Origin of the sequence: Pseudomonas cavernicola (assembly GCF_003596405.1) — a bacterium.
In the GTDB taxonomy this organism is placed as follows: Bacteria; Pseudomonadota; Gammaproteobacteria; order Pseudomonadales; family Pseudomonadaceae; genus Aquipseudomonas; species Aquipseudomonas cavernicola.
Genome location: NZ_QYUR01000002.1, coordinates 1,059,780 through 1,086,692, shown reverse-complemented (window position 1 = coordinate 1,086,692; position 26,913 = coordinate 1,059,780). Strand labels below are relative to the sequence as shown.

24 protein-coding genes are annotated in these 26,913 nt (G+C 62.1%); 13 read left to right on the top strand and 11 right to left on the bottom strand.

The window, feature by feature from the left end:
- The first annotated feature begins 2 nt into the window (after positions 1-2).
- The 5 genes from recF (at position 3) to D3879_RS05385 (ending at position 7,541) form a co-directional block, all read left to right on the top strand.
- Positions 3-1,106 carry a DNA replication/repair protein RecF gene (recF, locus tag D3879_RS05405; protein WP_119953046.1) on the top strand — a complete coding sequence of 368 codons (1,104 nt, stop codon included), beginning with the start codon at positions 3-5 and terminating at the stop codon, positions 1,104-1,106.
- Positions 1,107-1,110: 4 nt separating this feature from the next.
- Entirely contained in the window at positions 1,111-3,528 is a 2,418-nt protein-coding gene (gyrB, locus tag D3879_RS05400; RefSeq protein WP_119953045.1) for a DNA topoisomerase (ATP-hydrolyzing) subunit B, read from the top strand.
- A gap of 426 nt (positions 3,529-3,954) precedes the next feature.
- The gene (locus D3879_RS05395) at positions 3,955-5,058 is read left to right on the top strand and encodes a polyamine ABC transporter substrate-binding protein (protein ID WP_119953044.1); all 1,104 of its coding nucleotides are present in this window, start codon (positions 3,955-3,957) and stop codon (positions 5,056-5,058) included.
- Between the two features lie 108 nt (positions 5,059-5,166).
- Positions 5,167-6,576, top strand: a complete 1,410-nt coding sequence (locus D3879_RS05390; protein WP_119953043.1) for an aminotransferase — start codon at positions 5,167-5,169, stop codon at positions 6,574-6,576.
- A 104-nt stretch (positions 6,577-6,680) separates the two neighbouring features.
- A complete protein-coding gene (locus D3879_RS05385; protein ID WP_119953042.1) occupies positions 6,681-7,541 on the top strand; it encodes a helix-turn-helix transcriptional regulator in 861 nt (286 codons plus the stop codon).
- 15 nt (positions 7,542-7,556) lie between these two features.
- Here the strand turns inward: D3879_RS05385 and D3879_RS05380 are convergent, their stop codons facing one another.
- The 4 genes from D3879_RS05380 to glyQ are packed head-to-tail and all read right to left on the bottom strand — an operon-like array spanning position 7,557 to position 11,906.
- Complete coding sequence (locus tag D3879_RS05380) at positions 7,557-8,330, bottom strand: lysophospholipid acyltransferase family protein (RefSeq protein WP_119953041.1); 774 nt, start codon at positions 8,328-8,330, stop codon at positions 7,557-7,559.
- Between the two features lie 31 nt (positions 8,331-8,361).
- Positions 8,362-8,898, bottom strand: coding sequence for a D-glycero-beta-D-manno-heptose 1,7-bisphosphate 7-phosphatase (gene gmhB, locus D3879_RS05375; RefSeq protein WP_119953040.1), 537 nt, complete (start codon positions 8,896-8,898; stop codon positions 8,362-8,364).
- A gap of 3 nt (positions 8,899-8,901) precedes the next feature.
- Positions 8,902-10,956 carry a glycine--tRNA ligase subunit beta gene (gene glyS, locus D3879_RS05370; RefSeq protein WP_119953039.1) on the bottom strand — a complete coding sequence of 685 codons (2,055 nt, stop codon included), beginning with the start codon at positions 10,954-10,956 and terminating at the stop codon, positions 8,902-8,904.
- Positions 10,953-11,906: a glycine--tRNA ligase subunit alpha gene (gene glyQ, locus D3879_RS05365; protein WP_119953038.1), complete on the bottom strand. Its 954-nt coding sequence runs from the start codon at positions 11,904-11,906 to the stop codon at positions 10,953-10,955. Before glyQ ends, glyS begins: the two co-directional genes overlap by 4 nt.
- 80 nt (positions 11,907-11,986) lie before the next feature.
- Between glyQ and D3879_RS05360 the strand changes: the two genes are divergently transcribed.
- From D3879_RS05360 to D3879_RS05350, 3 genes are all read left to right on the top strand, one after another.
- Positions 11,987-12,535 (top strand): DNA-3-methyladenine glycosylase I, encoded by a 549-nt coding sequence (locus D3879_RS05360; RefSeq protein WP_119953037.1) that lies wholly within the window; start codon positions 11,987-11,989, stop codon positions 12,533-12,535.
- A gap of 88 nt (positions 12,536-12,623) precedes the next feature.
- Positions 12,624-13,511 (top strand): lysophospholipid acyltransferase, encoded by an 888-nt coding sequence (locus D3879_RS05355; RefSeq protein ID WP_119953036.1) that lies wholly within the window; start codon positions 12,624-12,626, stop codon positions 13,509-13,511.
- 85 nt (positions 13,512-13,596) lie between these two features.
- A complete protein-coding gene (locus D3879_RS05350; protein ID WP_119953035.1) occupies positions 13,597-13,860 on the top strand; it encodes a PilZ domain-containing protein in 264 nt (87 codons plus the stop codon).
- Between the two features lie 9 nt (positions 13,861-13,869).
- Here the strand turns inward: D3879_RS05350 and D3879_RS05345 are convergent, their stop codons facing one another.
- From D3879_RS05345 to def, 5 genes are all read right to left on the bottom strand, one after another.
- Positions 13,870-14,190: a tetratricopeptide repeat protein gene (locus tag D3879_RS05345; RefSeq protein ID WP_119953034.1), complete on the bottom strand. Its 321-nt coding sequence runs from the start codon at positions 14,188-14,190 to the stop codon at positions 13,870-13,872.
- A 27-nt stretch (positions 14,191-14,217) separates the two neighbouring features.
- A complete protein-coding gene (gene trkA / locus D3879_RS05340) occupies positions 14,218-15,591 on the bottom strand; it encodes a Trk system potassium transporter TrkA (protein ID WP_119953033.1) in 1,374 nt (457 codons plus the stop codon).
- Between the two features lie 265 nt (positions 15,592-15,856).
- Positions 15,857-17,185: a 16S rRNA (cytosine(967)-C(5))-methyltransferase RsmB gene (rsmB, locus tag D3879_RS05335; protein WP_119953032.1), complete on the bottom strand. Its 1,329-nt coding sequence runs from the start codon at positions 17,183-17,185 to the stop codon at positions 15,857-15,859.
- Complete coding sequence (fmt, locus tag D3879_RS05330; RefSeq protein WP_119953031.1) at positions 17,182-18,120, bottom strand: methionyl-tRNA formyltransferase; 939 nt, start codon at positions 18,118-18,120, stop codon at positions 17,182-17,184. Before fmt ends, rsmB begins: the two co-directional genes overlap by 4 nt.
- Before the next feature lie 72 nt (positions 18,121-18,192).
- Positions 18,193-18,699 carry a peptide deformylase gene (def, locus tag D3879_RS05325; protein ID WP_119953030.1) on the bottom strand — a complete coding sequence of 169 codons (507 nt, stop codon included), beginning with the start codon at positions 18,697-18,699 and terminating at the stop codon, positions 18,193-18,195.
- 153 nt (positions 18,700-18,852) lie between these two features.
- On the opposite strand from def, the gene D3879_RS05320 reads away from it, so the two are divergent.
- The 3 genes from D3879_RS05320 (at position 18,853) to tsaC (ending at position 21,853) form a co-directional block, all read left to right on the top strand.
- Entirely contained in the window at positions 18,853-19,878 is a 1,026-nt protein-coding gene (locus D3879_RS05320; protein WP_119953029.1) for a LysM peptidoglycan-binding domain-containing protein, read from the top strand.
- Positions 19,879-19,951: 73 nt separating this feature from the next.
- A complete protein-coding gene (dprA, locus tag D3879_RS05315) occupies positions 19,952-21,046 on the top strand; it encodes a DNA-processing protein DprA (protein WP_119953028.1) in 1,095 nt (364 codons plus the stop codon).
- Positions 21,047-21,295: 249 nt separating this feature from the next.
- On the top strand, positions 21,296-21,853 hold the full coding sequence (gene tsaC, locus D3879_RS05310) for an L-threonylcarbamoyladenylate synthase type 1 TsaC (RefSeq protein ID WP_119953027.1): 558 nt from the start codon (positions 21,296-21,298) through the stop codon (positions 21,851-21,853).
- A gap of 129 nt (positions 21,854-21,982) precedes the next feature.
- Here the strand turns inward: tsaC and D3879_RS05305 are convergent, their stop codons facing one another.
- Positions 21,983-22,960 carry an NADPH:quinone reductase gene (locus tag D3879_RS05305; RefSeq protein WP_119953026.1) on the bottom strand — a complete coding sequence of 326 codons (978 nt, stop codon included), beginning with the start codon at positions 22,958-22,960 and terminating at the stop codon, positions 21,983-21,985.
- Positions 22,961-23,275: 315 nt separating this feature from the next.
- Here D3879_RS05305 and hemF point away from each other — a divergent pair, with 315 nt between their 5' ends.
- On the top strand, positions 23,276-24,193 hold the full coding sequence (gene hemF / locus D3879_RS05300) for an oxygen-dependent coproporphyrinogen oxidase (RefSeq protein ID WP_119953025.1): 918 nt from the start codon (positions 23,276-23,278) through the stop codon (positions 24,191-24,193).
- Between the two features lie 144 nt (positions 24,194-24,337).
- On the top strand, positions 24,338-25,156 hold the full coding sequence (gene aroE, locus D3879_RS05295) for a shikimate dehydrogenase (protein ID WP_119953024.1): 819 nt from the start codon (positions 24,338-24,340) through the stop codon (positions 25,154-25,156).
- A gap of 72 nt (positions 25,157-25,228) precedes the next feature.
- Here aroE and D3879_RS05290 read toward each other — a convergent pair whose 3' ends face one another.
- Positions 25,229-26,797 (bottom strand): SulP family inorganic anion transporter, encoded by a 1,569-nt coding sequence (locus tag D3879_RS05290; RefSeq protein WP_119953023.1) that lies wholly within the window; start codon positions 26,795-26,797, stop codon positions 25,229-25,231.
- Positions 26,798-26,913 lie beyond the last annotated feature (116 nt).

The following is a 26,913-nucleotide window of genomic DNA, read 5'->3' as shown; positions in this document are numbered from 1 at the left end:
AGATGTCCCTCAGTCGCGTCACGGTCACCGCGGTGCGCAATCTACACCCGGTGACCCTCTCCCCCTCCCCCCGCATCAACATCCTTCACGGCGCTAACGGCAGCGGTAAGACCAGCCTGCTGGAAGCCATCCATTTGCTGGGTCTCGCCCGTTCTTTCCGCAGTGCGCGTTTACTCCCGGTTATTCAGTACGAGCAATTGGCCTGTACGGTATTCGGTCAGGTTGAGTTGGCTGAAGGTGGCCACAGCAGCTTGGGGATATCCCGCGATCGCCAGGGGGAGTTTCAGATTCGCATCGACGGCCAGAATGCGCGCAGTGCTGCGCAATTGGCCGAGACACTGCCACTGCAACTGATCAATCCGGATAGTTTTCGCTTGCTCGAAGGTGCGCCGAAGATTAGGCGGCAGTTTCTCGATTGGGGTGTGTTCCACGTGGAACCTCGCTTTCTACCGGCCTGGCAGCGCCTACAGAAGGCCCTGCGGCAGAGAAACTCATGGCTACGGCATGGTACACTTGACGCCGCTTCACAGGCGGCCTGGGACCGTGAGTTGTGCCTGGCGAGCGATGAAATTGACGGTTATCGGCGAGCCTACATTCAGGTACTGAAACCGGTGTTCGAGCGCATCCTCGCCGAACTGGTTGAACTCAAGGGGTTGTCGCTTAGCTATTATCGCGGCTGGGATAAAGAGCGCGAGTTGAATGAAGTGCTAGCCACCTCCCTCCTCCGTGATCAGCAGCTTGGACATACTCAAGCGGGCCCTCAGAGGGCAGACCTCAGGCTGAGGCTCGGTGCGCATAATGCGGCGGAAATTCTCTCTCGCGGCCAGCAGAAATTGGTGGTCTGCGCATTGCGAATTGCCCAGGGGCATCTGGTCAGTCAGGCCCGTCGCGGCCAGTGCATTTATCTGGTGGATGACTTGCCGTCAGAACTGGATGAGCAGCACCGAAAGGCCTTGTGTCGATTGTTAGAAGATTTGAACTGCCAGGTTTTTATCACCTGTGTAGACCATGAATTGTTGCGGGGCAGCTGGCGCACGGATACGCCGGTAGCCATGTTCCACGTGGAACATGGCCGTATCACCCAGACCCACGACCATCGGGAGTGAAGGCATGAGCGAAAATCAAACGTACGACTCCTCCAGCATTAAAGTGCTGAAAGGGCTAGATGCCGTACGCAAGCGTCCCGGTATGTATATCGGGGATACCGACGATGGCAGCGGCCTGCACCATATGGTGTTTGAGGTGGTCGATAACTCGATTGACGAAGCACTGGCCGGCCATTGCAACGACATCAGCATCACCATCCACCCGGATGAGTCCATCACCGTGCGCGACAACGGTCGCGGCATCCCGGTCGACGTCCACAAAGAGGAAGGTATTTCCGCCGCCGAGGTCATCATGACCGTGCTGCACGCCGGCGGTAAGTTCGACGACAACTCTTATAAAGTCTCTGGTGGCTTGCACGGCGTGGGCGTTTCGGTAGTGAACGCCTTGTCCGAGTTGCTGCTGTTGACCGTGCGCCGGAGTGGCAAAGTCTGGGAGCAAACCTACGTGCATGGGGTGCCCCAGGCGCCGATGCAGACGGTTGGCGATACCGATAAGACCGGCACCGAGATTCACTTCAAGCCGTCGGCCGAGACCTTCCACAACATTCATTTCAGCTGGGATATTCTGGCCAAACGCCTGCGCGAACTGTCCTTCCTCAACTCCGGTGTCGGCATCGTCCTCAAGGACGAGCGCAGTGGCAAGGAAGAACTGTTCAAGTACGAAGGCGGTTTGCGCGCCTTCGTCGAATACCTGAACACCAACAAGACTCCGGTGAACCAGGTATTCCACTTCGACGTGCAACGTGACGACGGTGTCGGCGTGGAAGTGGCGTTGCAGTGGAACGACAGCTTCAATGAGAACCTGCTGTGTTTCACCAATAACATCCCGCAGCGCGACGGTGGCACGCACCTAGCCGGCTTCCGCTCGGCGTTGACGCGTAACCTGAACACCTACATCGAACAGGAAGGCCTGGCGAAGAAGCACAAAATCGCCACCACCGGTGACGATGCCCGCGAAGGCCTGACCGCGATCATTTCGGTGAAAGTACCGGACCCGAAGTTCAGCTCGCAGACCAAAGACAAGCTGGTCTCCTCCGAGGTGAAAACCGCGGTCGAACAGGAAATGGGTAAGTACTTCTCCGACTTCCTGTTGGAAAACCCCAACGAAGCCAAGGCAGTGGTCGGCAAGATGATCGACGCCGCCCGTGCCCGTGAGGCCGCGCGTAAAGCGCGGGAGATGACCCGGCGCAAAGGCGCACTGGATATTGCCGGTCTGCCCGGAAAACTGGCCGACTGCCAGGAGAAAGACCCCGCTCTCTCTGAACTCTACTTGGTGGAAGGGGACTCTGCTGGCGGTTCAGCCAAGCAGGGGCGTAACCGGAAAACCCAGGCTATTCTGCCGCTCAAAGGCAAGATTCTGAACGTCGAGCGCGCACGTTTCGACCGAATGATTTCTTCCCAGGAAGTTGGCACGCTGATCACCGCCTTGGGTTGTGGTATTGGCCGCGACGAATACAACATCGAGAAGCTGCGTTACCACAACATCATCATCATGACCGATGCTGACGTCGACGGTTCGCACATCCGCACCCTGTTGCTGACCTTCTTCTTCCGCCAGTTGCCTGAACTGATCGAGCGTGGCTACATCTATATCGCTCAGCCGCCGTTGTACAAAGTGAAGAAGGGCAAGCAGGAGCAGTACATCAAGGATGACGAGGCCATGGAGGAGTACATGACCCAGTCGGCCTTGGAAGATGCCAGCCTGCATGTCAACGAGAACGCCCCTGGTATCGCCGGTGAGTCGCTGGAGCGCCTGGTTAACGACTTCCGCATGGTGATGAAGACCCTTAAGCGTTTGTCGCGCCTGTACCCGCAGGAGCTGACCGAGCACTTCGTCTACCTGCCGGCAGTCAGCCTCGATAACCTGGCTGACCAGAGCTCGATGCAAGGCTGGTTGGAGCAGTTCAACGAGCGCCTGCGTGGCGTCGAGAAGTCCGGGCTGGTCTATAAAACCAACCTGCGGGAAGACCAGGAGCGGCATTTGTGGTTGCCGGAAGTCGAGTTGATTTCCCATGGTGTATCCAACTACATCACCTTCAACCGCGACTTCTTCGCCAGTAACGACTACAAAACCGTTACCAGCCTGGGTGAGCAACTGAACAGTCTGCTGGAAGAAAGCGCCTTCGTTAAACGCGGTGAGCGCAAGAAACCGGTGAGCACCTTCAAGGACGCCTTGAACTGGCTGCTGGCGGAAAGCACCAAGCGCCACAGCATCCAGCGCTATAAAGGACTGGGCGAAATGAACCCGAGCCAGCTGTGGGAAACTACCATGGACCCGGATGCCCGCCGCATGCTGAAAGTGACCATCGAAGACGCAATCAGTGCCGATCAGATCTTCAATACCTTGATGGGCGATGAAGTAGAACCGCGTCGTGAGTTCATCGAAAGTAACGCGTTGGCAGTTTCCAACCTGGACTTCTAATGGGCTGTCGATGGGCACATTAAGTGTTCAGAAATAAAAAAGCCTCGGTACAGCCGGGGCTTTTTTATTTCTACATCAGTTATTTCTCTGAACTTTATGGGTTTTAGGAGGGACGAGAGCACCGCTACTCGTAGGCACAACACCAGCCTCGCTCCGTACCCACAGAGTCATGCTTACCCAGCCCTGCTGGTCTTGTTGTAGCGCTTAGACAGCGCAGAGCCCGCTGTCCGCTGGCGCACTGCTGGATGGACGTGGCCTGCCGGTGTCGCAATAGAGTGACCGACTCACAGGTTCCAGCCACCTACCCAATAGGGTTATGGCGGGAGTGGCGAGGCTGCCGGATAGTGCAGGTGGCCGCTCACACTCGCTGCACCTGGGCGGGCAAAGCGCTATTCGAGGTGAGAACGATAAGAAGGTGGGACTGACATGCAGAAAATCCTCGCGGCAGTACTCAGCGCATCACTCGCGACTTTGCCGAAATTGAGCCACAGCGCAGAGTCGGCGACCGGTAATACGCTCCGGCTGTATAACTGGTCGGATTACATCGGCGAAGACACCCTGGCTAATTTCGAGAAGGCCACCGGAATCAAGGTCGTTTATGACACCTTCGATTCCTATGAAACCGTGCAGGGCAAGTTGTTGCCGGGCCGCTCGGGTTATGACTTGGTGGTGCTGAATGCCTCCCTGGTGCCGCCTTTGATTCAGGCCAAGGTCTTTCAGCCGCTGGACAAGGACAAACTGCCTAGTTGGCACAACCTCGATCCAAACGTGTTGCAGCGCCTCGAGACCTACGATCCCGGGGTCAAGTATTCGGCGCCTTATACCTGGGGCAGTAACGGCATCACCTACAACGTCGACAAGATCAAAGCGCGCATGCCGGACGCGCCGATTGGCTCGCTGGCGATGATCTTCGATCCGAAAGTGGTGTCACGCTTTGCCGACTGTGGGGTGAGCTTGCTCGACGCGCCGACCGAGGTGATTCCGCTGGCGCTGACCTATCTGGGCCGCGACCCGAACAGCGTGAAGCCGGAGGACCTGAAGGCCGCCGAAGCGTTGCTGCTGTCGGTGCGCCCTTACATCAAGAAGTTCGACTCGGTGAGCTACCTCAGCGGCCTGCCGAATGGCGATATGTGCATGGCCATGACCTGGTCGGGCGACTACGCCACGGCCATGGCGCGCGCCGAGGAGGCTGGGATCAAGGTCAACCTGGACTACTTCATTCCCAAGGAAGGCTCGCTGATCTGGTTCGACGACTTCTACATCCCCAGCGATGCACCGCACCCCGAGAACGCTCACAAGTTCATCGAATACCTGCTGCAGCCGCAGGTCATGGCGGACGTGACCAACTACATCCGCTACGCCAACAGCAACCAGGCGGCAACGCCGTTGATCGATCCCGAGATCAGGCAAAACCTGGCGATTTATCCCGACGCGCAGACGCGTGAACGGTTGTTCGCGCAGCAGACCCCGTCGGCGAAAAGCATGCGTCTGGTCACCCGAACGTGGAACACGGTGAAGACCGGCAAATAGGCTAGCAACACTCCGAATTTTCCAGTTGAAGGTGGTGCCCAGGCACCGCCATGGTTACCCCTTTGCCTGGATGAACCGGCAAAGGTTTATCGGTAAGAGGCAAAAGTCATGGCCATTCCAGCCCCAGAGTTCTTCAAACAGTTCGACCAGGAAAAACTGGTCGCCGCCGACAAGGCGCACTATATGCACGGTTATCACGTGTTCGATGAGCATCGCGAACAGGGCTCGTTGAACATCAGCGCCGGCGACGGTGCCTACATCTACGACACCGAGGGCAAGCGCTACCTCGATGCGGTGGGCGGCATGTGGTGCACCAACGTCGGCCTGGGGCGGACGGAAATGGCCGAGGTGATCGCCGATCAGGTGCGCAGGCTGGCCTACTCCAATCCCTTCTCGGACATGGCCAATGTGGTCGCCATCGAACTCTGCGAGAAGCTCGCGAGCCTGGCCCCAGGCGATCTGAATCATGTGTTCCTCACCACCGGCGGCTCGACCGCAGTGGATACCGCCTACCGGCTGGTGCAGTTCTACCAGAACAGCCGCGGCAAGCCTGCGAAGAAGCATGTGATCTCGCGCTTCAGCGCCTATCACGGCTCCACCTACCTGACCATGTCGATCGGCAACAAGGCGGCCGACCGGGCGCCGGAGTTCGATTTTCTCAGCGACAAGATCCATCACATCTCCTGCCCCAACTACTACCGCGCGCCGGCGGGCATGAGCGAGGCCGAATTCCTCGACTTCCTGGTCAACGAGTTCGAGGACAAGATCCTCACCATCGGTGCCGATAATGTCGCGGCGTTCTTCGCCGAGCCGATCATGGGGTCGGGCGGGGTGATCATTCCGCCCGAGGGTTACCACCGGCGGATGTGGGAAGTATGCAAACGCTATGACCTGCTGTATGTCTCGGACGAGGTGGTGACCTCCTTCGGTCGGTTGGGGAAATTCTTCGCCACTGAAGAGGTGTTTGGCGTGCAGCCGGACATAATCACCACGGCCAAGGGCCTGACCTCCGGTTATCTGCCGCTGGGCGCCTGCATCTTCTCGGAGCGCATTTGGGCGGTGATCAGCGAGCCGGGCAAGGGCCGCTGCTTCACCCACGGTTTCACCTACAGCGGGCACCCGGTGTGTTGTGCCACCGCGCTGAAAAACATCGAGATCATCGAGCAGGAAAACCTGTTGGCGCACGTCGAAGACGTCGGCCGTTATATGGAGCAGCGTCTGGCCACCCTCAGCGACCTGCCGCTGGTGGGTAATGTGCGCTGCAAGCGCTTGATGGCCTGTGTCGAATTCGTCGCCGATAAGCAGAGCAAGACGCTGTTTCCGGAGGCGCTGAACATCGGCGAGAAGATTCACTTGCGCGCTCAGCAGAAAGGTTTACTGGTGCGGCCGATCGTGCACCTCAACGTGATGTCGCCGCCGCTGATCATCACCCACGCGCAGGTGGATGAGATCGTCGAGATCTTGCGCGAGTGCATCCTGGAGACGGCCGAGGAGCTGCGCCGCAACGGTCAATGGTGATTCCCCGTCGGCTAAGCGCGGCAGCACCTAGCGGAGCAGTAGTTGAGGCGCTCGGCGTCGAGCAAGTTTTGCGTCGCCGCAGCGCGCTCAGTAGACTCCAGCGCATGACTGAGTCCAACCTGCCATCGCTCCCCCTGGACGCCCTGCATGCGTGGCACGCAGGCCTCGCGGGGGCACTGATGGCGCTGCATAGCAGCGAGTTTCCGGCCGTTCTCTGCGCTGCGCTGCAGCAGCTGACGCCCATCGAGTCGGTGCTGATTAGCCTGGAGCGCAAGGGCCAGCCGCCGCTGTTGCTGTATGAGTGCGGAATTCCACTGGAACGCCGTGCGGCGCTTATCAGCCGCTATTATTCGCGGGGCTACATGCTCGATCCGTTTTGTCTGGCGGTTGAAAATGGTCTGGTCGAAGGCTTCTACCATCTCTCGGAAATCGCTCCGGATAACTTTTTCAGCAGTGAGTATTACAAGACCTACTACCTGAAAACCGGCTCGGTGGAAGACAGCTACTACATCGTCGATCTGAGCGCGCAGAGCAAGATATCCATCTGCTTGTACCAGGGCTTGAGCGCATCCCGGTTTAGCCCGGCGCAGCTAGCGTTGCTGCGTTGCGCCGAACCCTTGGTGCGTCAGTTGGTGTTGCAGCACTGGGCCGAGCAACTGGGATCGGCGCTGGCGGTGGAGCAGTTCCAGGCGGCCCAGGAGCTACCCGCAACGACGCTGAACACACAGATTGCAGAGGCCTTCATGAGCTTCGGCAATGCCGTGCTGACCGAACGCGAGCGTGAAATCAGCCATCTGATCCTCCGCGGTCACTCGGCGAAGTCGACTGCGCGGGTCTTGGATATCTCGCCCGAAACGGTGCGGATGCACCGCAAGAACCTCTACGCCAAACTCGCGGTGTCCTCGCAGGCGGAGCTGTTCGCGCTGTTTATCGACAGCATTGTCGGGCCGCCGACAACGCTCTGAGGGGGCTGACGTGACTTAGAATGGCGCCGCGGCTTCGCTTGCGGGCGCGCTGGCCGGCAAGGCGCCGATATCGCGCTGGGCCTGCTCTACCCAGGCATAGGCACGGTCATTCAGTTCGACAATGGCGCGTGGGCCCGTACCTTCGGCATACATCGGCGGGCCAATCACCACCCGGATGGTGCCGGAGCGTTTGCCCCAGCCCTGCTTCGGCCAGAACTCGCCGGCGTTATGCGCAATTGGCAGCACCGGCAAGTTGGCGTTCACCGCCAGCGCCGCGCCACCGCGGGAGAACTTAGCGATCTGCCCGGCGGGCACCCGGGTGCCTTCCGGGAAGATCAACACCCAGATGCCCGCCTCCAAGCGCTCATGGCCTTGCTTGGCCAGCTGCTTGAGGGCAGCTTTCGGGTTATCCCGATCGATGGCGATGGGTTTCAGCATGGCCATCGCCCAGCCGAAGAACGGCAGGAACAACAGCTCGCGTTTCAGCACCTGGCTGAGCGGCTCGAAGTAGCAGGAGAGAAAGAAGGTTTCCCAGGTGCTCTGGTGTTTCGAGAGGATCACGCAGGGCTGTTTCGGGACGTTTTCCGCACCGCTGACTTCATAGCGAATGCCGAGCATCACCGCCGTCAGCCACACCGCGAAGCGGCACCAGTTGACGTTGATGAAATGGTAGCGCGCCTTGAACGACAGAAAGGGCGCGATAAAAAAGCTTAGGCTGCACCAGAGCAAAGCACTGGTGGACAGCAGCAGGTAGAAGAGAAAGATTCTGATGGCCTGCACTGTCGACATGTGAGCTTTATCCGTCGCGGGCATTGCCCGCCTAGTGGGAGTGGAGTAGCTGTGCGGCAACCGCCGCCAGATCGTCAAATATCAAGGTGCCCGCAGGCACAGCGTTGCCCAGGGTTTGTTGGCCTTTACCGGTTTTCACCAATACGGGCTGACAATCGACGGCCAGCGCCGCCTCCAGGTCACCCCTGCTGTCGCCGACGAACCACAGACCGGCAAGTGCAACGCGGTAATGCGCGGCGATGGTCTTCAGCATGCCCGGTTTTGGTTTGCGACAGTCGCAGCCCTCATCCGGCCCATGCGGGCAGAACACAATCAAACCGAGTTCACCGCCCTGCTCCGCCACCAACTCATGCAGGCGCGTGTGCATGGCGTCCAGCGTAGGCAGATCGTAATAGCCGCGCGCCAGGCCGGACTGGTTGGTGGCGACTGCCACCGTCCAACCGGCGCGGCTCAATTGCGCGATGGCCTCGATCGAGCCGGGAATCGGGATCCACTCCTCCAGCGACTTGATATAGGCGTCGGAGTCGTAATTGATCACCCCGTCCCGATCGAGAATCAGCAACTTCACGGCTTAGCCCAGCAACGAAATATCGGCGACGCCGAGGAACAGCCCGCGCAATTGCGCCAGCAGCGCATAGCGATTGGTGCGGACCGCGGCATCATCGGCGTTGACCAGCACCGCCTCGAAGAAGGCATCGACTGGCTCACGCAGGCTGGCCAGGTGCTCCAAGGCTTCGCGGTAGCAGCGGGCAGCCGCCAGCGGCGCGACGGCTTGGGAGGCTGCGGCAACCACCTGGGCCAGGGTCTGCTCGGCAGGCTCTTGCAGCAGTGCGACGTTCACGCTGGCCGGTACTTGGCCGTCGAATTTGCTCAGCAGGTTGGAGACGCGCTTATTCGCCGCCGCCAGTGCTGCCGCTTCGCTACGGGCGCGGAAAGCTTGTACCGCCTGTACGCGTTGATCGAAGTCCAGCGGCGCCGTTGGCGTCAGCGCACGGACGGCCTGATACACACTGACCTCCACGCCTTCGTCTTCGTAACGGGCACGCAGGCGGTCGAAGATGAAGTCCTGCACCTGGGACGCCAGACCTTCGGCTTTGACCTTGTCGGCGAACTGTTGGATGGCGAAGGCGATGGCCTCGGCCAGATCCAGATCCAGTTGCTTCTCGATCAGAATTCGCAGCACGCCCAGGGCCGCGCGGCGCAACGCATAGGGGTCTTTGCTGCCAGTCGGCAGCATGCCGATACCGAAGATTCCGACCAGAGTATCCAGCTTATCGGCGACCGCGACGGCCGCACCGGTTAGGGTGGTCGGCAATTCGGCGCCGGCACCGCGCGGCATGTACTGCTCGTTCAGCGCCAGGGCCACATCTTCGGCTTCGCCGTCATTCAGCGCGTAGTAGTAACCGGCGATGCCCTGCATTTCCGGGAACTCGCCGACCATCTCGGTGGCCAGGTCGCACTTGGAGAGCAGGCCGGCGCGGGCCGCACGCTGGGCGTCGCCACCGGTGCGGTCGGCTATAAAGGCCGCTAGCCCGGCAACCCGCTGGGCCTTGTCGAATACCGAACCGAGTTGGGCCTGGAACACCACATTGGCCAGGCGCTCGTTGAAGCTTTCCAGCTTCTGCTTCTTGTCTTGCTTGAAGAAGAACTCGGCGTCGGTGAGACGCGGCCGCACGACCTTCTCGTTGCCGGAAATGATCTGCGCCGGGTCTTTGCTTTCGACGTTGGCCACGGTGATAAAGCGCGGCAGCAACTTGCCGCTGCCATCCAGCAGGCAGAAGTATTTCTGGTTGTCCTGCATGGTGGTGATCAAGGCTTCCTGCGGTACGGCGAGGAAGCGTTCCTCGAAGGAGCACACCAGCGGCACCGGCCATTCGACCAGGGCAGTGACTTCATCGAGCAGGTCGGCGGGAACGATAGCTGTGCCCTGCTGCTCGGCCGCCAGCTCGGCGACACGGGCGCTGATCAGCTCACGGCGTTCGGTGAAATCGGCCAGCACATGGGCACCACGCAGGTCTTCCAGGTAAGTCGAAGGTTTGCTGATGCGCACCTTGTCCGGGTTATGGAAGCGGTGGCCACGGGATTCGCGCCCAGCTGTCTGCGCGAGGATTTCGCAGTCGATCACCGCATCGCCAAACAGCATCACCAGCCACTGGGTTGGGCGGACGAATTCTTCCTTGTGCGCGCCCCAGCGCATGCGCTTGGGAATCGGCAGTTCGTTCAATGAAACCGTCACGATGCCCGGCAGCAAACCAATGGCGGGCTGCCCGGGAATGCTTTGGCTGAATTTCAGCTTCGGACCGCTCTGGTCGATCTCGGCCAGCTCGACGCCACATTTCTTGGCGAAGCCGAGGGCGGCCTGGGTCGGCTTGCCTTCGGCGTCGAAGGCGGCCTGCAGCGGCGGGCCGTCGAGGTTGACGCTACGATCCGGCTGCTGGACAGCCAGCTGTTCGATCAACACCGCCAGGCGTCGTGGCGCGGCATATACGTGGCTGGCGCCGTAGCTCAGGCCGGCGGCTTTCAAGCCTTTCTCGATGCCGCCGAGGAAGGAATCGCCGAGGGTTTTCAGGGCTTTGGGTGGCAGCTCTTCGGTGCCCAGTTCAACCAGAAAATCTTGAGCACTCATTGTGCAGCCTCCAGCTTAGCCAACACTTCATTACGCAAATCCGGGGTCGCCATCGGGAAGCCCAGCTTGGCCCGGGCCAGCAGGTAGGCCTGTGCCACGGAACGCGCCAGAGTGCGTACACGCAGAATGTACTGCTGACGCGCGGTGACCGAAATTGCACGACGAGCATCGAGCAGGTTGAAGGTGTGCGAGGCCTTGAGGACCATTTCGTAGCTTGGCAACGGCAACGGCTGATCAAGTTCGATCAAGCGCTTGGCTTCGCTTTCATAGAAGTCGAACAGCTCGAACAGTTTCTCGACATTGGCGTGTTCGAAGTTGTAGGTCGATTGCTCGACTTCGTTCTGGTGGAACACGTCGCCGTAGGTCACTTTGCCGAACGGACCGTCGGTCCAGACCAGGTCGTAGACCGAGTCGACTCCCTGCAGGTACATGGCCAGACGCTCCAGGCCATAGGTGATCTCGCCGGTCACCGGGTAGCACTCGATGCCGCCCGCCTGCTGGAAGTAGGTGAACTGAGTCACTTCCATGCCATTCAGCCAGACTTCCCAGCCCAGACCCCAGGCACCGAGGGTCGGCGATTCCCAGTTGTCTTCGACGAAACGGATGTCGTGCACCAGCGGGTCGAGGCCGACGTGCTTGAGCGAGCCCAGGTACAGTTCCTGGAAGTTGTCCGGGTTTGGTTTCAATACCACCTGGAACTGGTAGTAGTGCTGCAATCGGTTCGGGTTTTCGCCATAACGGCCGTCAGTTGGGCGACGGCTGGGTTGCACGTAGGCGGCGTTCCAGGTTTCCGGGCCGATGGCGCGCAGAAACGTGGCGGTGTGGAAAGTGCCGGCACCGACTTCCATATCGTAGGGCTGAAGCACCACACAACCTTGCTCGGCCCAGTATTGCTGGAGGGCGAGGATCAAGTCTTGGAAGGTGCGCACGGCAGGCGTAGGCTGGCTCACGAAATTCACCTGTACTGAGGCTGCGACAGAAAGGGCGGGAGTATACCCGATTCCCACTCGCCTCTACCCCCTGGAGCCTTATGCCACGCTGCTTCTGGTGTACCGATGACCCGCTGTATACGGCTTACCACGACCAGGAATGGGGTGTGCCGCTGCGCGATCCGCAACAGCTGTTCGAGCTGCTGTTGCTGGAAGGCTTCCAGGCCGGTTTGTCCTGGATCACCGTGCTGAAGAAGCGCCAGCGCTACCGTGAGGTGCTGTTCGACTTCGACGTGCAGCGCCTGGCGCAGATGAGCGACACCGAGATCGAGGAGCGTTTGCTCGATCCGGGGATCATCCGCAATCGGCTCAAGCTCAATGCCGCCCGGCAGAACGCCCAGGCCTGGCAGCAGTTGGAGGATCCGGTGACGTGGCTCTGGTCCTTCGTTGGCGGGGCGCCGAAGATCAATCATTTCAAGGATCGCAGCCAGGTGCCGGCAGTTACGGCGGAGGCCGAGGCGATGAGCAAGGCGCTGAAAAAGGCCGGTTTCACCTTCGTCGGTCCGACCATCTGTTACGCCTATATGCAGGCGGCCGGGATGGTCATGGATCACACCACCGATTGCGTGCGTTACGCCGAGCTGAGCTAGGAGTTTGTCGGGCGGGCCAGAGCTGGCACATCCACCGCCGGTCGCAAGCTGGTTACAATACCCGCCTCTCGAATATCAGGAGTTGCCTGTGGAGAAGTTCAAAGGTGCGCTAGTGGTGGGCTTTCTGCGCCTCTTCGCCCTCCTGCCCTGGCGGGTGGTGCAAGGCCTCGGCGCCGCGATTGGTTGGCTGATGTGGCGACTGCCGAACAGCTCGCGCGAGGTGGCGAGCATCAACCTGAGCAAATGCTTTCCCGAGCTGGATGCTGCTGCCCATGACCGCCTGCTGCGCCAGAGCCTGATGGACATCGGCAGGACGCTGACCGAGAGCGCCTGCGCCTGGGTCTGGCCGGCGCAGAAGTCCCTCAAGCTGGTGCGTGAAGTGCAAGGTCTGGAGGTGTTGCAGGCGGCGCTGGCGTCCGGCAAGGGCGTGGTCGGCATCACCAGCCACCTGGGCAACTGGGAAGTGCTCAACCACTACTATTGCAACCTGTGCAAACCGATCATTTTCTACCGCCCGCCGAAGCTCAAGGCGGTCGATGAGTTGCTGCGCAAACAGCGCGTGCAGCTCGGCAATCGGGTGGCGCCTTCGACCAAGGAAGGCATCCTCAGCATCATCAAGGAAGTCCGCAAAGGCGGCGCGGTGGGGATTCCCGCCGACCCCGAGCCGAGCGTTTCGGCTGGCTTCTTCGTGCCCTTCTGCGCGGTGCAGGCGCTAACCAGCAAATTCGTTCCGGGGATGCTCGCCGGCGGCAAGGCGGTGGGGGTGTTCCTGCATGCGCTGCGCCTGGAGGATGGCTCTGGCTACAAGGTGATCCTCGAGGCGGCTCCCGAGGCGATGTATAGCGAAGACCCGCAAACCGCCGTGGCGGCCATGAGTCAGGTGGTCGAGAGCTATGTACGGGCTTACCCGAGCCAATACATGTGGAGCATGAAACGCTTCAAGAAGCGTCCGGAAGGTGAGGCTCGCTGGTACTGAGAAGGGGTGGTTTTCGCTGGAGAGCTAGGAGCGCGCGAGGATTTGCACTATTAACCAAGGACTGTTGACCAGGAAGGCAGGGCTTATGTCCAACCAGCGACAATCTCCACGTACGTCGATGAAGTGCCGAATCAAAATCTGTCACCCGAGTTTTGGTGAGCTGATCGCGCTGACGCGTGACCTTTCCGACGCGGGCGTGTATGTCAAACACCCGGCGCTGGTGGCTCTGGCTCAAGGCACGCAGGTCACTGGCCAAGTGCAGGACTTGCCAATCGAGGCGCCGCTGTTATTGATGGAAGTGATGCGGGTCGACCCCGAGGGGGTCGGGCTACGCTTTATCGAGCGCTAGCGCCGACTCTTAGGAGTCTGGATGCTGGCGTGCCAGCCTCTTGAGAAACACCGCCATTTCCTTCTCGGCCTGCTTGTCGCCGTGCGCCTGGGCGGCGGCCAGGCCCTGCTCCCAGGCCCGGCGGGCGCCGGCATGATCGGCGTGGCCTTCGTGAGCCTTGCCGAGGAGCTTCCAGGCCGCGGAATACTTCGGGTCGAACTCGACGCAGCGCTGCAAGTGCTCGGCGGCGCGAGGGTAGTCGCCTAGATCCAGATAGCCTTTGCCCAGGCCGAAGCGCAGCAGGGCGTTATCCACGCCCTTGGCGAGCATTTTTTCCAGTGACTCGAGCATCTCGCCTCCGAAACTCGTCTCAGGTGGCTAAAAGAACGTCAGGCCGGCCTGGAACAGCCGCTCGACATCGCGGATGTATTTCTTGTCGACCAGGAACAGGATCACGTGGTCGCCGGCCTCGATCACCGTATCGTCGTGGGCGATCAGCACCTCTTCGTCACGCACCAGCGCACCGATGGTGGTGCCCGGTGGCAAAGCGATGTCTTCGATGGCGCGGCCGATCACTTTGCTCGACTTGGCGTCGCCGTGGGCAATGGCCTCGATGGCCTCCGCCGCCCCGCGCCGCAGCGAGTGCACGCTGACGATATCGCCGCGGCGCACGTGGGCCAGCAGGGCGCCGATGGTGGCCAGCTGCGGGCTGATGGCGATATCGATCTCGCCGCCCTGCACCAGATCGACATAGGCTGGGTTGTTGATGATGCTCATCACCTTGCGTGCGCCGAGGCGTTTGGCCAGCAGCGAGGACATGATGTTGGCCTCGTCGTCGTTGGTCAGGGCGAGGAAGATGTCCGCCTCATTGATGTTTTCCTCGACCAGCAAATCCTTATCGGAAGAGCTGCCCTGCAGCACTACGGTGCTGTCCAGGGTCTCGGAGAGCGCGCGACAACGGCCCGGATTCATCTCGATGATCTTCACCTGATAACGGCTTTCGATGGCCTCGGCCAGGCGCTCGCCGACATGCCCGCCGCCGGCGATGACGATGCGCTTGTAGCTGTCCTCGAGACGGCGCATCTCGCTCATCACCGCGCGGATATGGCCCTTGGCGGCGATGAAGAACACTTCATCGTCGGCCTCGATCACCGTGTCACCCTGCGGCAGAATCGGCCGGTCGCGGCGGTAGATCGCTGCCACCCGGGTGTCGACATTCGGCATATGCTGGCGCAGTTGGCGCAGCTGCTGACCGACCAAGGGCCCGCCGTAGTAAGCCTTGACCGCGACCAACTGGGCCTTGCCTTCGGCGAAGTCGATCACCTGCAAGGCGCCTGGGTATTCGATCAGGCGCTTGATGTAGTTGGTCACCAGCTGTTCCGGGCTGATCAGAACATCGACCGGAATCGCTTCGTTGTCGAATAGGCCGGCGCGAGTCAGGTACGCGGCTTCGCGCACCCGGGCGATCTTGGTCGGAGTGTGGAACAGGGTGTAGGCGACTTGGCAGGCGACCATGTTGATTTCGTCGCTGTTGGTCACCGCGATCAGCATGTCGGCATCGTCGGCGCCAGCTTGGCGCAACACGGTCGGGAAGGAGCCGCGGCCCTGTACGGTACGAATGTCGAGGCGGTCGCCGAGGTCGCGCAGACGGTCGCCGTCGGTGTCGACCACAGTGATGTCGTTGTGCTCACTGGCCAGGTGTTCGGCCAGGGTGCCGCCGACCTGGCCGGCGCCGAGAATGATGATCTTCATCCCTGTCTTTCCTCAGAGCCTGCTCATAATCTGCTGCTCTCGGTGATGCTACGTTAAAAATGGCTTCGGACTGCTCATTTACAACTCGTAAACTCCGCGTCCTCAGCCATCTTGACTCGCTGCGCTCGCCCTTCGGGCCAGCCTGCGGCTGTTACTGCGCTTCGCTACGTTGCGCCTTGTGACCCACATGGATGTGGGGAATGCCGCTACCCGTAGGGAACGGGTGCGGCCCTGACCTTCGCTCGCGACAATTCTGAACAGGCTCTTAGCCGCGAGCGGGGGCGGCGATCTTAATCAGCTTGGCATAGTAAAAGCCATCATGGCCGCCTTCCTGCGCGAGCAACTGGCGGCCGTGGGGTTGTTTCAGGCCGGGCGGTGGCTGGCCGAGCTGGCCGGCAATATCCAGTTCCCGCGCCCCGGGAGTGCGGGCCAGGAACGCTTCAAGCACGTCGCTGTTCTCGGTCGGCAAGGTCGAGCAGGTGGCATAGAGCAGCACCCCGCCGACTTCCAGGGTTGGCCATAGGGTGTCCAGCAGTTCGCCTTGCAGCGCGGCCAGGGCCGGAATGTCCTCGGCCTGGCGGGTCAGTTTGATATCCGGATGGCGGCGGATCACCCCGGTGGCGGAACAGGGCGCGTCGAGCAGGATGCGCTGGAACGGTTGGCCGTCCCACCACAGCGCTGTCTGCCGGGCATCGGCGGCGATCAGTTGCGCGCTAAGGCCCAGGCGGTCGAGGTTTTCCTGCACGCGGATCAGCCGCTTGGCTTCCAGATCGACCGCTACCACCGCGGCCAGGCCGGGCTCCACCTCAAGCAGATGACAGGTCTTGCCACCGGGCGCGCAGCAGGCATCCAGCACGCGTTGCCCGGGCGCCAATTCCAGCAGGTCGGCAGCCAGCTGCGCGGCTTCGTCTTGCACGCTGACCCGGCCTTCGGCAAAACCGGGCAGGGTTGTTACATCGCAGGCCTCGGCGAGAAGGATGCCGTCACGGCTGAAGGCGCAGGCGCTGGCGGCAAAGCCGACGCGGTGCAGCTCTTCGAGATAGGCATCGCGACTGCCCAAGCGGCGATTGACCCGCAAGATCAGTGGCGGGTGGGCGTTATTGGCCGCGCAGATGGCTTCCCACTGCTCCGGCCAGAAGGCCTTCAGGGCCTTTTGCAGCCAGCGCGGATGGGCGGTGCGAGCCATGGGGTCGTGGTCGATCTCGACCAACAACGCCTCGGCCTCACGCTGGGCGCGGCGCAGCACGGCATTCAACAGGCCCTTGGCCCAGGGCTTTTTCAGCTTGTCGGCGCAACCCACCGTCTCGCCGAGGGCGGCATGCGCGGGAATGCGGGTGTAGAGCAGTTGATAGAGGCCGACCAGCAACAGCGCCTCGACATCTTTGTCAGCGGCCTTGAACGGCTTTTGCAGCAGACGCTCGGCCAATGCGGACAGCCGCGGCTGCCAACGCGCAGTGCCGAAGGCCAGCTCCTGGGTCAGGCCGCGGTCGCGTGGCTCGACCTTGTCCAGCTGCGCCGGCAGGGAACTGTTCAGCGAGGCTTTGCCGGCGAGTACCGCCGCCAGGGCGCGGGCAGCGGCCAGACGCGGATTCATGGCGCCGCCCCCAGCAGCGTGCCGAGGGAAAACTGTTCGCGGCGGCTGTTGAACAGATCGGCGAAGTTCAACGGCTTGCCGCCGGGTAGTTGCAGACGAGTCAGGCGCAACGCACCTTCGCCGCACGCCACGGTCAAGCCTTCACGGCCGGCCTGAATGAGCTGGCCCGGCTGGCCCTGCCCTTCAGCCAATTGCGCGGCGAGGACTTTCAGGGGCTCGCCATTCAGTGTGCTATGGCAGATCGGCCAGGGGTTGAACGCGCGAATCAAACGCTCCAGTTCAAGCGCCGGGCGGCGCCAATCCAGGCGCGCTTCGTCTTTGTTCAACTTGTGCGCGTAGGTGGCCAGGCTGTCGTCTTGCACCGCGCCCTTGAGCGTGCCGGCGGCCAGGCCGGCGATGGCTTGCAGCACGGCTGGCGGGCCCAGCTCGGCGAGGCGGTCATGCAGGCTGCCACCGGTGTCCTCGGCACTGATCGGAGTGCGGACTTTCAGCAGCATCGGCCCGGTATCCAGGCCTGCTTCCATCTGCATCACCGTCACCCCGGATTCGCTATCGCCGGCTTCGATGGCGCGCTGAATCGGCGCAGCCCCGCGCCAGCGCGGCAACAAGGAGGCATGGCTGTTGATGCAACCCAGGCGCGGGGTATCCAGCACCACTTGTGGGAGGATCAGACCGTAGGCCACCACCACCAGCAAGTCCGCTTGCAGCGCCGCCAGCTCCGCTTGCGCGGTGGGGTCGCGTAGCGTCTGCGGCTGATACACGGGCAGCGCGTGTTGCAGGGCAAGCTGTTTCACCGGGCTAGGCATCAGCTTCTGGCCACGGCCGGCGGGGCGATCCGGTTGGGTGTAGACGGCGATCAGTTCGTGCTCGCTAGTCAGCAAGGCCTGCAGATGCTGTGCGGCAAATTCCGGGGTGCCGGCAAAGACGATGCGCAAAGGAGACTGCTCCTGAAATAAAGTGCACCAGAAAAGAAAAAGGCTTGCCGCGGCAAGCCTTTGGTGTCGGACTCAAGCGTGCTGGCGGTGTAGCTTCTCCAGCTTCTTCTTGATGCGGTCGCGCTTGAGAGTAGACAGGTAATCGACAAACAGTTTGCCGTTGAGATGGTCGCACTCGTGCTGGATGCACACCGCCAGCAGGCCTTCGGCGATCACTTCAAAGGCTTGGCCATCGCGGTCCAAGGCCTTGATCTTGACCTTTTGCGGGCGGTCGACGTTTTCGTAGAAGCCCGGCACCGAGAGACAGCCTTCCTGGTACTGATCGACTTCATCGGTCAAGGTTTCGAACTCAGGGTTGATAAACACCCGCGGCTCGCTCTTGTCTTCGCTGAGATCCATCACCACCACGCGCTTATGCACGTTTACCTGGGTGGCGGCTAGACCAATACCCGGGGCGTCGTACATGGTTTCAAACATGTCGTCGATCAACTGACGCAGGGCGTCATCGAACACGGCCACCGGCTTGGCGATGGTGCGCAGGCGCGGATCGGGAAACTCGAGGATGTTTAGAATTGCCATATGCGTTGTGTGATGCACTTGTGGAATAAAGTCAAAATCCGCTGCTAATATGCTGAGCAGCATTGAAAAACGGCTTCAGGCCGCGGCTCCCGAGGGTTTCGGGGCAGCCCTTGGGCGTTCCACGTGAAGACACATAATAAAGGGATTCACCGCATGAGGAAATCACTACTCGCCCTGCTACTCCTTGCCGCCAGTGGCTTGGCTCAGGCCGAAGTGCAGCTCAAGGATGGCCATCCGGACCGCTATACCGTGGTCAAGGGCGATACCCTCTGGGATATTTCCGGTAAATTCCTGCGTGAACCGTGGAAGTGGCCAGAAATCTGGCACGCTAACCCGCAAGTGGAAAACCCCCATCTGATCTACCCCGGCGACCAGCTCAGCCTGGTCTACATCGACGGCCAGCCGCGCTTGATGCTCAATCGCGGTGCGTCGCGCGGCACCATCAAGCTGTCGCCGCAAGTGCGCAGCACGCCGATGGCGCAAGCGATTCCGACTATCCCGCTGGAGGCGATCAACAGCTTCCTGATCAGCAACCGCATCATCGACACGCCTGAGCAGTTCCAGGGCGCGCCCTACATCGTGGCCGGCACTGCCGAGCGTGTCGTCAGTGGCACCGGTGACCGCGTGTATGCGCGCGGCAGCTTCGATGAAACACGTCCGGTCTACGGCATCTTCCGCCAGGGCAAGACCTACACCGATCCGGACACCGAAGAGTTTCTCGGGATAAATGCCGACGATATCGGCGGTGGCGAAGTGGTTGCCGAAGAAGGCGATGTGGCGACCATGAACCTGACCCGCACCACGCAGGAAGTGCGTAATGGCGATCGGCTGTTCCCCACCGAAGAGCGGGCCGTGAACTCGACCTTTATGCCGAGTGCGCCGGCTAAAGAAGTGAAAGGCTTGATCCTCGATGTGCCACGCGGCGTAACGCAGATCGGTCAGTTCGACGTGGTGACCCTGAACAAGGGCAGACGCGATGGGCTTACCGAAGGTAATGTGCTGGCGGTGTACAAAACTGGGGAAACCGTGCGCGATCGCATCACCGGCGAGTTGGTGAAGATTCCCGACGAGCGTGCCGGCCTGCTGATGGTATTCCGCACCTACGACAAACTGAGTTATGGCTTGGTGCTGGGCGCCACTCGCCAACTGGCCGTGATGGATAAGGTGCAGAACCCATAACACCCAAGCCCCCTTTACTAGCCCTGTAGTTTGCTACCGCCCGCTGCGGCGGGCTCGATCAAGGATGATCAGCATGTCACTCGTCTCTCCCGCCGAGCTGGAGGCCCGCCTCCGTCTGCATTGCCTGCCCGAACTTGGGCCTCGGCGTTTTCGCAAATTACTCGCCGCCTTTGGCAGCGCCTCTTCTGCCCTCAGCGCGCCAGCCACTGCCTGGCGCGCCTTGGGTTTACCGGCAGCCTGTGCGCAGCCGCGGCGCAGTGCCGAGATCCGCGAGCGGGCCGCGGCCACCTTGGCCTGGCTCGAGCAACCCGGCCAGCATCTGTTGATGTGGGACGATCTGCATTACCCCGCGCTGTTGGCCGAACTGGCGGATGCCCCGCCGCTGCTGTTCGTGGCCGGTGATCCGGGCATTCTGGAGCAGCCGCAACTGGCGATGGTCGGCAGTCGCCGTGCTTCAAAGCCCGGCTTGGACACTGCGCAGGCCTTCGCGCGGAGTCTGGCTGGCGGCGGTTTCGTGATTACCAGTGGTCTGGCACTGGGTATCGACGGCGCGGCCCATCAAGGCGCGCTGGATGTCGGCGGAAAAACCGTCGCGGTACTCGGCACGGGGTTGGAGCGCCTCTATCCGCAACGGCATCTGCGTTTGGCGGCGGCGATTCGCGAGCAAGCCGGCGCGCTGGTGTCCGAGTTCCCGTTGGACTGCCCGCCACAAGCGAGTAATTTTCCCCGGCGCAATCGGATCATCAGCGGCCTTTCGCTTGGCGTGCTGGTGGTTGAGGCGAGTCCGTCAAGCGGCTCCTTGATCACTGCGCGCCTGGCGCTTGAGCAGGGTCGCGAGGTCTATGCGATTCCGGGGTCGATCCACCATCCGGGTGCACGCGGTTGCCATCAACTGATACGTGACGGCGCCATTCTGGTGGAGAACGTCGAGCATATCCTGGAGGCGCTACGCGGCTGGCAAGTCTTGCCGCCGGCCGCCGGCACAGAGCCAGTGACGCCTGCGCCCGCTACGCATCCGTTGCTGCAACTGCTGTATGCCGCGCCCCATAGCAGCGAGGCGCTTGCTGCTGCGTGCGGCTGGCCGTTGCCGCACGTGTTGGCGGCGCTAACCGAGTTGGAGCTGGAGGGCCGGGTGGCCTGCGAGGGTGGGCGCTGGGTGGGCCGCTAGACCTAGTGGCCTGCGTGGCTAGTTCCATTAGTTAACTTCGGCGCCTGAAGCCGCGATCCAGCGTTGCAATTCCTCGCCGTAGCCCTGCTACGACTCGTCATTGCGCCTTGCCTCGCGACTCCCTGCATCCGAATTTAAGTTAACGAACTAACCGTACAGACCACTAGTACCTCTCCATCGCTTCGGCAAACTGATGAGTCGAAATACTAGCTTGGGTACACTGCACGCCAGTTTTGCGGAGAGATGGCTATGGTGAGCAGTTGGCGGGTACAGCAGGTGGCGCGCGTGGTGCGCAACGGCGGGGTGATCGCCTACCCGACCGAGGCTGTCTGGGGCCTGGGCTGCGATCCGTGGAACGCAGAGGCCGTCGAGCGCCTGCTGGCGCTGAAGGTGCGGCCGATCGACAAGGGCTTGATCCTGGTCGCCGACAGCATTGGCCAATTCGACTTTCTCCTCGAAGACTTTCCCGAGCTCTGGCTGGATCGCCTGGCCAGCACCTGGCCGGGGCCGAATACCTGGCTGGTGCCGCACCAGAACCGTCTCCCCGCGTGGATTACCGGCCAGCACAACAGCGTGGCCTTGCGCGTCAGCGGCCACCCGCTGGTGCGTGAGCTGTGCGCGTTGACCGGCCCGCTGGTGTCCACCTCGGCCAATCCCGCCGGCCGCCCGCCGGCGCGGACGCGGCTGCGGATCCAGCAGTACTTTCCTGGGCAGCTCGACGCGGTGCTCGCTGGCCCCCTGGGCGGGCGCAAGAATCCCAGCGTGATTCGTGATCTGGTCAGCGGTCAGGTGGTACGTCCGGCGTGATGCTGGGTAGGGATTAGCCGCAACGCGGCGTAACCCACCATCGGCCCCGCGAGGCGAAGCCCATGCCCCATGGCTCCGCTAGCCGGTCCATTGACGGATGGTGGGTTACGGCCTGCGGCCTAACCCACCCTACGGCAGCAAGATGGTCGACCCACTGGTCTGCCGCCCTGTCAGTGCGCGATGGGCTTCGGCAGCTTCGCTCAAGGCGAAGCGTTGGTTGATCTGCAGCTGAATCTTGCCGCTGCCAATCATCGCGAACAGCTCGTCGGCCATCGCCTGCAAGTGTGCCGGGCTGTCGGCGTAGCCGGCCAAGGTCGGGCGGGTGACGAACAGTGAGCCTTTTTGCGCGAGGATGCCGAGGTTCACCCCGCTGACCGGCCCGGAGGAATTGCCGAAGCTGACCAGCAGGCCGCGCGGTGCGACGCAGTCCAGCGAGGTTTCCCAGGTGTCCTTGCCGACCGAGTCGTAGACCACCGGGCACTTCTGCCCATCGGTCAATTCTCGCACGCGTGCGACCACGTTCTCGCGGCTGTAGTCGATGGTCGCCCAGGCGCCAAGAGCCTTGGCCCGTTCGGCTTTGGCGGGTGAGCCGACAGTGCCGATCAGCTTCACGCCGAGGGCTTTGGCCCACTGGCAGGCCAGGCTGCCGACCCCGCCAGCCGCGGCATGGAACAGAATGGTTTCGCCGCCTTTGAGCGGATAGGTCTGGCGCAGCAGGTACTGCACGGTCAGGCCTTTGAGCATCACGCTGGCGGCCTGCTCAAAGCTGATGCTGTCCGGCAGCTTGACCAGCTTCTCCGCCGGTAGCACATGCAGCTCGCTGTAGGCGCCCAACGGGCCGGTGGCGTAGGCCACGCGGTCACCGACGTGCAAATGGGTCACGGCGCTGCCCACCGCCTCTACCACCCCGGCACCTTCGGTACCCAGGCTGGAGGGCAAGGCCGGCGGTGCGTAGAGGCCACTGCGAAAATAGGTATCGATAAAGTTCAGGCCGATCGCCTTGTTCTGTACCCGGACTTCCAGTGGGCCCGGCTCGGCGGGGGTGTAGTCGACGTAGTCGAGCACTTCGGGGCCGCCGTGCGTGGCGAATTGGATGCGCTTGGCCATGGGAAAGCTCCTTTGGACGGTTCGGCAAAGACGCTATGCAACTCCCCCGCTTGATCTGCGTCAACAGCGAAAGAGCAGGAGCAGATGCTATGCTAGCGCTCCTGTTCAGCCTATAGGCCACACTGCCTTCGCTGCGTGGCTTTGCCCGCCGTTTGAGTGTCGCCCAAGTCTGCCCTGGCTTGGGCGCAAGGATGTTGAGTCCGGCACAGGTCCGGACTCGACTCACGACAACGCAAAGCGAAGTCTTTGCTTGGCGGGCAGCACATCCATGTACTGCAGAAATCTGGCCAGGCCAGATCTCCTTAAGGTGATGCTGTGAGTGACCGTACCGCGGCCGTGAAGGCCTATCTGCTTGACCTGCAAGACCGTATCTGTGCCGCGTTGGAAAGCGAAGACGGTAGCGCTCGATTCGTTGAAGACGCCTGGCAGCGCCCGGCCGGCGGCGGCGGGCGCACGCGGGTGATCGAGAATGGTGCGCTGCTGGAAAAAGGCGGAGTGAACTTCTCCCACGTATTTGGCAGCGGCCTGCCGCCGTCGGCCAGTGCCCACCGGCCGGAGCTGGCCGGGCGTGGCTTCGAGGCCCTCGGCGTGTCGCTGGTGATGCACCCGGAAAACCCCCATGTGCCGACCGCCCACGCCAACGTGCGCTTCTTTATCGCCGAGAAGGAAGGCGAAGAGCCGGTCTGGTGGTTCGGCGGCGGCTTCGACCTGACGCCCTACTACGCCGTCGAGGAAGACTGCGTGCACTGGCACCGCATCGCCGAGCGGGCCTGCGCGCCGTTCGGCGCCGAGGTTTATCCGCGCTACAAAGCCTGGTGCGATCGCTACTTCCACATCAAGCACCGCAATGAACCGCGCGGCGTCGGCGGCCTGTTCTTCGATGACCTCAACGAGTGGGATTTCGACACCAGCTTCGCCTTTATGCGCGCCATCGGTGATGCCTTTATCGAGGCCTACCTGCCGATCGTTCAAAAGCGCAAAGCCACGCCCTTTACCGAGCAACAGCGCGAGTTCCAGGCCTTCCGCCGTGGCCGTTATGTCGAGTTCAACCTGGTCTATGACCGCGGCACGCTGTTCGGCCTGCAATCCGGCGGGCGCACCGAGTCGATCCTGATGTCGCTGCCGCCGCAGGTGCGCTGGGGTTATGACTGGAAGCCCACACCCGGCAGCGAAGAAGCGCGGCTGACCGAATATTTCCTCACCGACCGCGATTGGTTGGCCGAGGCGCAATAGCCTGTTGGGTTGGCTCACCGGCACGCCATGATCGCGTAGGGTGGGTTAGCCGCGCACGCGGCGTAACCCACCATCGGTGCCGCCACACAATACTGATCGGTGGGTTACGGCCTGCGGCCTAACCCACCCTACAAAGGATGTTTCATGGACCGATATGCAGTCTTCGGCAACCCCATTGGCCACAGCAAATCGCCGTTGATTCACCGGCTGTTCGCCGCGCAGACCGGCCAGCAACTGACTTACGAGGCCCTGCTGGCACCGCTGGACGACTTCAGTGGCTTCGCTCGGACGTTCTTCCAGACCGGCAAGGGTGCCAATGTCACCGTGCCGTTCAAGGAGCAGGCCTATCAGCTCGCCGATAGCCTGAGCGCCCGTGCCCGGAGGGCTGGCGCGGTGAATACCTTGAGCAAGCAGGCCGATGGCAGCTTACTCGGCGATAACACCGACGGTGCTGGGCTGGTGCGTGATTTGACGCTGAATGCCGGCTTTTCCCTGGCGGGTAAACGCATACTTCTGCTCGGTGCCGGCGGTGCGGTGCGTGGGGTCTTGGCGCTGTTCCTGGCCGAGCAGCCGGCGGCACTGGTGATCGCCAATCGCACGGTGGAAAAAGCCGAAGCGTTGGCGCAGCAGTTCGCCGATCTCGGGCCGCTGTTTGCCAGCGGTTTCGACTGGTTGGACGAGCCGGTGGACCTGATCGTCAACGGCACCTCGGCCAGTCTGGCCGGCGAGTTGCCGCCGATCTCGGCGAGCCTGATTCAGCCTGGGCATACCCTGTGCTACGACATGATGTACGGCAAGGAGCCGACGACGTTCTGTCGTTGGGCCAGCGAGCACGGCGCGGCTCGCGCACTGGATGGCCTCGGCATGCTGGTCGAACAGGCCGCTGAAGCCTTCTTCCTCTGGCGCGGCGTGCGCCCAGCCACGGCGCCGGTATTGGCCGAACTGCGCCGCCTTCTGGCGTAACCCGCAGGACCGGTCAAGCCGATGCCTGGCGGCACCGATGGTGGGTTACGCCGCTATTGCGGCTAACCCACCCTACGCTTCGAAACGGATCGGGCAATACTCTGGCCCTTCCAGCTTGTGCAGCTCTTCGATCACCTGCGCTCTGGCCCGCCTCAACGTCAGGCTGCGGCCCTGCGCGAGCAGGCGCCGAGCTTCTTGGTGGAGCATGGCCACACCGGCGTAGTCGATGAAGTTGATGTGCTGCGCCTCGATGACCACTCGCTGGCCGTGGCTGCGCTGCAAGCGCAGCTGCAGATAGTGGCAGGCGCCAAAGAAGATCGACCCCTCCACCCGCAGCAGTTCCTCTTCGCCTTCACGCCACTGCTGCACGCGCGGCTGCGAGGTGCGTTTCAGGTAGAAGAACAGCGACGCCAGCACCCCGGCGTAGATCGCCGTTTGCAACTCCAGCAGCAGGGTGGCGAGGAAGGTCAGGGTCATCACCAGAAATTCCGAGCGGCTGACCCGATACAGCGCGCGGATGCCTTGAAAGTCGATCAGCCCCCAGCAGATCAAGAGGATGATCGCGGCCATGCTTGGCAGCGGGATATGCGCGATCAGGCCGGCGCCCAGCACGGCGAACAGCGCCACCAGTAGCGCGGAAAACACCCCGGCCAAGGGCGAGTGGGCGCCTGCTTGCAGGTTCAGCGCCGAGCGGGTGAAGGAACCGGCCGAGAGATAGCCGGAAAACCAGGCGCCGAGCATATTCGACAGCCCCTGGGCGCGAATTTCCTGATTGGCGTTGAGCAGCTGCTGCGACGTGCTGGCCAGGCTGCGGGCGATCGACAAGCTGGTGACCAGCCCGAGCATGCCGCAGGCCACTGCCGTGGGCAGCAGCCGCAGCATGGTGGCTGGGTCGAGCGACAACGGGCTAAACGGCGGTAGCTGGCCACTGAAGGCGCTGACCAGGGGCACGTTGGCACTGAACCGGGGCAAGGCCCAGACCGCCAGGCTGCCGGCCAGAATGCCCAGCAGCAAGGCCGGCGCCCGTGGCCAGAAGCGCCGCAGCAAGAGGCTGGTGAGCAGGCTAAAGGCGGCGACCAGACAGGAGGCCCAATCCATGTTCGGCAGCTGCTGACCGAGTTTGAGCAGGCTCGCAAGGGCGGTCGCCTGGCTGGGGATCTCGAGGCCGAGCAGGTTGGGCAACTGGCCGATGGCGATCACCACGGCCGCGCCTGCGCTAAACCCGAGCACCACCGACTGTGAGACGAAGTTAACCAGCGAGCCGAAGCGCAGCAGGCCGAGCAGCCACTGGAACATCCCGGCGAGAAAGGTCAGCAGCAGAATCAGCTCGATGTAGTCGGCACTGCCCGGCAGCGCCAGCGGGCTGACGCTGGTAAACAGGACGATGGAAATCGCCGCCGTCGGCCCACAGATCAAATGCCAGGACGAGCCCCACAGGCAGGCGATCAGCACCGGCACTATGGCCGCGTACAGGCCGTATTCGGCCGGCAACCCGGCGATCAGTGCGTAGGCGATGGATTGCGGCAGGGCAAGGATCGCACCGCTCAGCCCGCTCAGCAGATCGAGGCTCACACTGCGCAGGCTCTGCTGCGGCAACCAAGCGAGAAAAGGCAGCAGGGTCAAGCGGTCGGGCCAGCGCATGGGTACTCTCGGTCGTGGGGTGTGGTGCTAACCGCACCCTGCTGGGTGGCGATGGTCAAGCTGTTGCGTGCGCTGCCATGCTTGGACTGCAGACACCGTAGGAGCCAGCTCCGCTG

What these genes read in the sequence shown, in the direction of transcription:
- D3879_RS05390 (WP_119953043.1), top strand. Translation starts at nt 5,167, where the DNA reads ATGGCCATTCCAGCCCCAGAGTTCTTCAAACAGTTCGACCAGGAAAAA.
- D3879_RS05305 (WP_119953026.1), bottom strand. Translation starts at nt 22,960, where the DNA reads ATGGCCAAGCGCATCCAATTCGCCACGCACGGCGGCCCCGAAGTGCTC.
- def (WP_119953030.1), bottom strand. Translation starts at nt 18,699, where the DNA reads ATGGCAATTCTAAACATCCTCGAGTTTCCCGATCCGCGCCTGCGCACC.
- rsmB (WP_119953032.1), bottom strand. Translation starts at nt 17,185, where the DNA reads ATGAATCCGCGTCTGGCCGCTGCCCGCGCCCTGGCGGCGGTACTCGCC.
- trkA (WP_119953033.1), bottom strand. Translation starts at nt 15,591, where the DNA reads ATGAAGATCATCATTCTCGGCGCCGGCCAGGTCGGCGGCACCCTGGCC.
- glyS (WP_119953039.1), bottom strand. Translation starts at nt 10,956, where the DNA reads ATGAGTGCTCAAGATTTTCTGGTTGAACTGGGCACCGAAGAGCTGCCA.
- D3879_RS05290 (WP_119953023.1), bottom strand. Translation starts at nt 26,797, where the DNA reads ATGCGCTGGCCCGACCGCTTGACCCTGCTGCCTTTTCTCGCTTGGTTG.
- D3879_RS05395 (WP_119953044.1), top strand. Translation starts at nt 3,955, where the DNA reads ATGCAGAAAATCCTCGCGGCAGTACTCAGCGCATCACTCGCGACTTTG.
- tsaC (WP_119953027.1), top strand. Translation starts at nt 21,296, where the DNA reads ATGGTGAGCAGTTGGCGGGTACAGCAGGTGGCGCGCGTGGTGCGCAAC.
- D3879_RS05350 (WP_119953035.1), top strand. Translation starts at nt 13,597, where the DNA reads ATGTCCAACCAGCGACAATCTCCACGTACGTCGATGAAGTGCCGAATC.
- D3879_RS05360 (WP_119953037.1), top strand. Translation starts at nt 11,987, where the DNA reads ATGCCACGCTGCTTCTGGTGTACCGATGACCCGCTGTATACGGCTTAC.
- D3879_RS05385 (WP_119953042.1), top strand. Translation starts at nt 6,681, where the DNA reads ATGACTGAGTCCAACCTGCCATCGCTCCCCCTGGACGCCCTGCATGCG.
- D3879_RS05380 (WP_119953041.1), bottom strand. Translation starts at nt 8,330, where the DNA reads ATGTCGACAGTGCAGGCCATCAGAATCTTTCTCTTCTACCTGCTGCTG.
- D3879_RS05345 (WP_119953034.1), bottom strand. Translation starts at nt 14,190, where the DNA reads ATGCTCGAGTCACTGGAAAAAATGCTCGCCAAGGGCGTGGATAACGCC.
- recF (WP_119953046.1), top strand. Translation starts at nt 3, where the DNA reads ATGTCCCTCAGTCGCGTCACGGTCACCGCGGTGCGCAATCTACACCCG.
- dprA (WP_119953028.1), top strand. Translation starts at nt 19,952, where the DNA reads ATGTCACTCGTCTCTCCCGCCGAGCTGGAGGCCCGCCTCCGTCTGCAT.
- aroE (WP_119953024.1), top strand. Translation starts at nt 24,338, where the DNA reads ATGGACCGATATGCAGTCTTCGGCAACCCCATTGGCCACAGCAAATCG.
- D3879_RS05320 (WP_119953029.1), top strand. Translation starts at nt 18,853, where the DNA reads ATGAGGAAATCACTACTCGCCCTGCTACTCCTTGCCGCCAGTGGCTTG.
- gyrB (WP_119953045.1), top strand. Translation starts at nt 1,111, where the DNA reads ATGAGCGAAAATCAAACGTACGACTCCTCCAGCATTAAAGTGCTGAAA.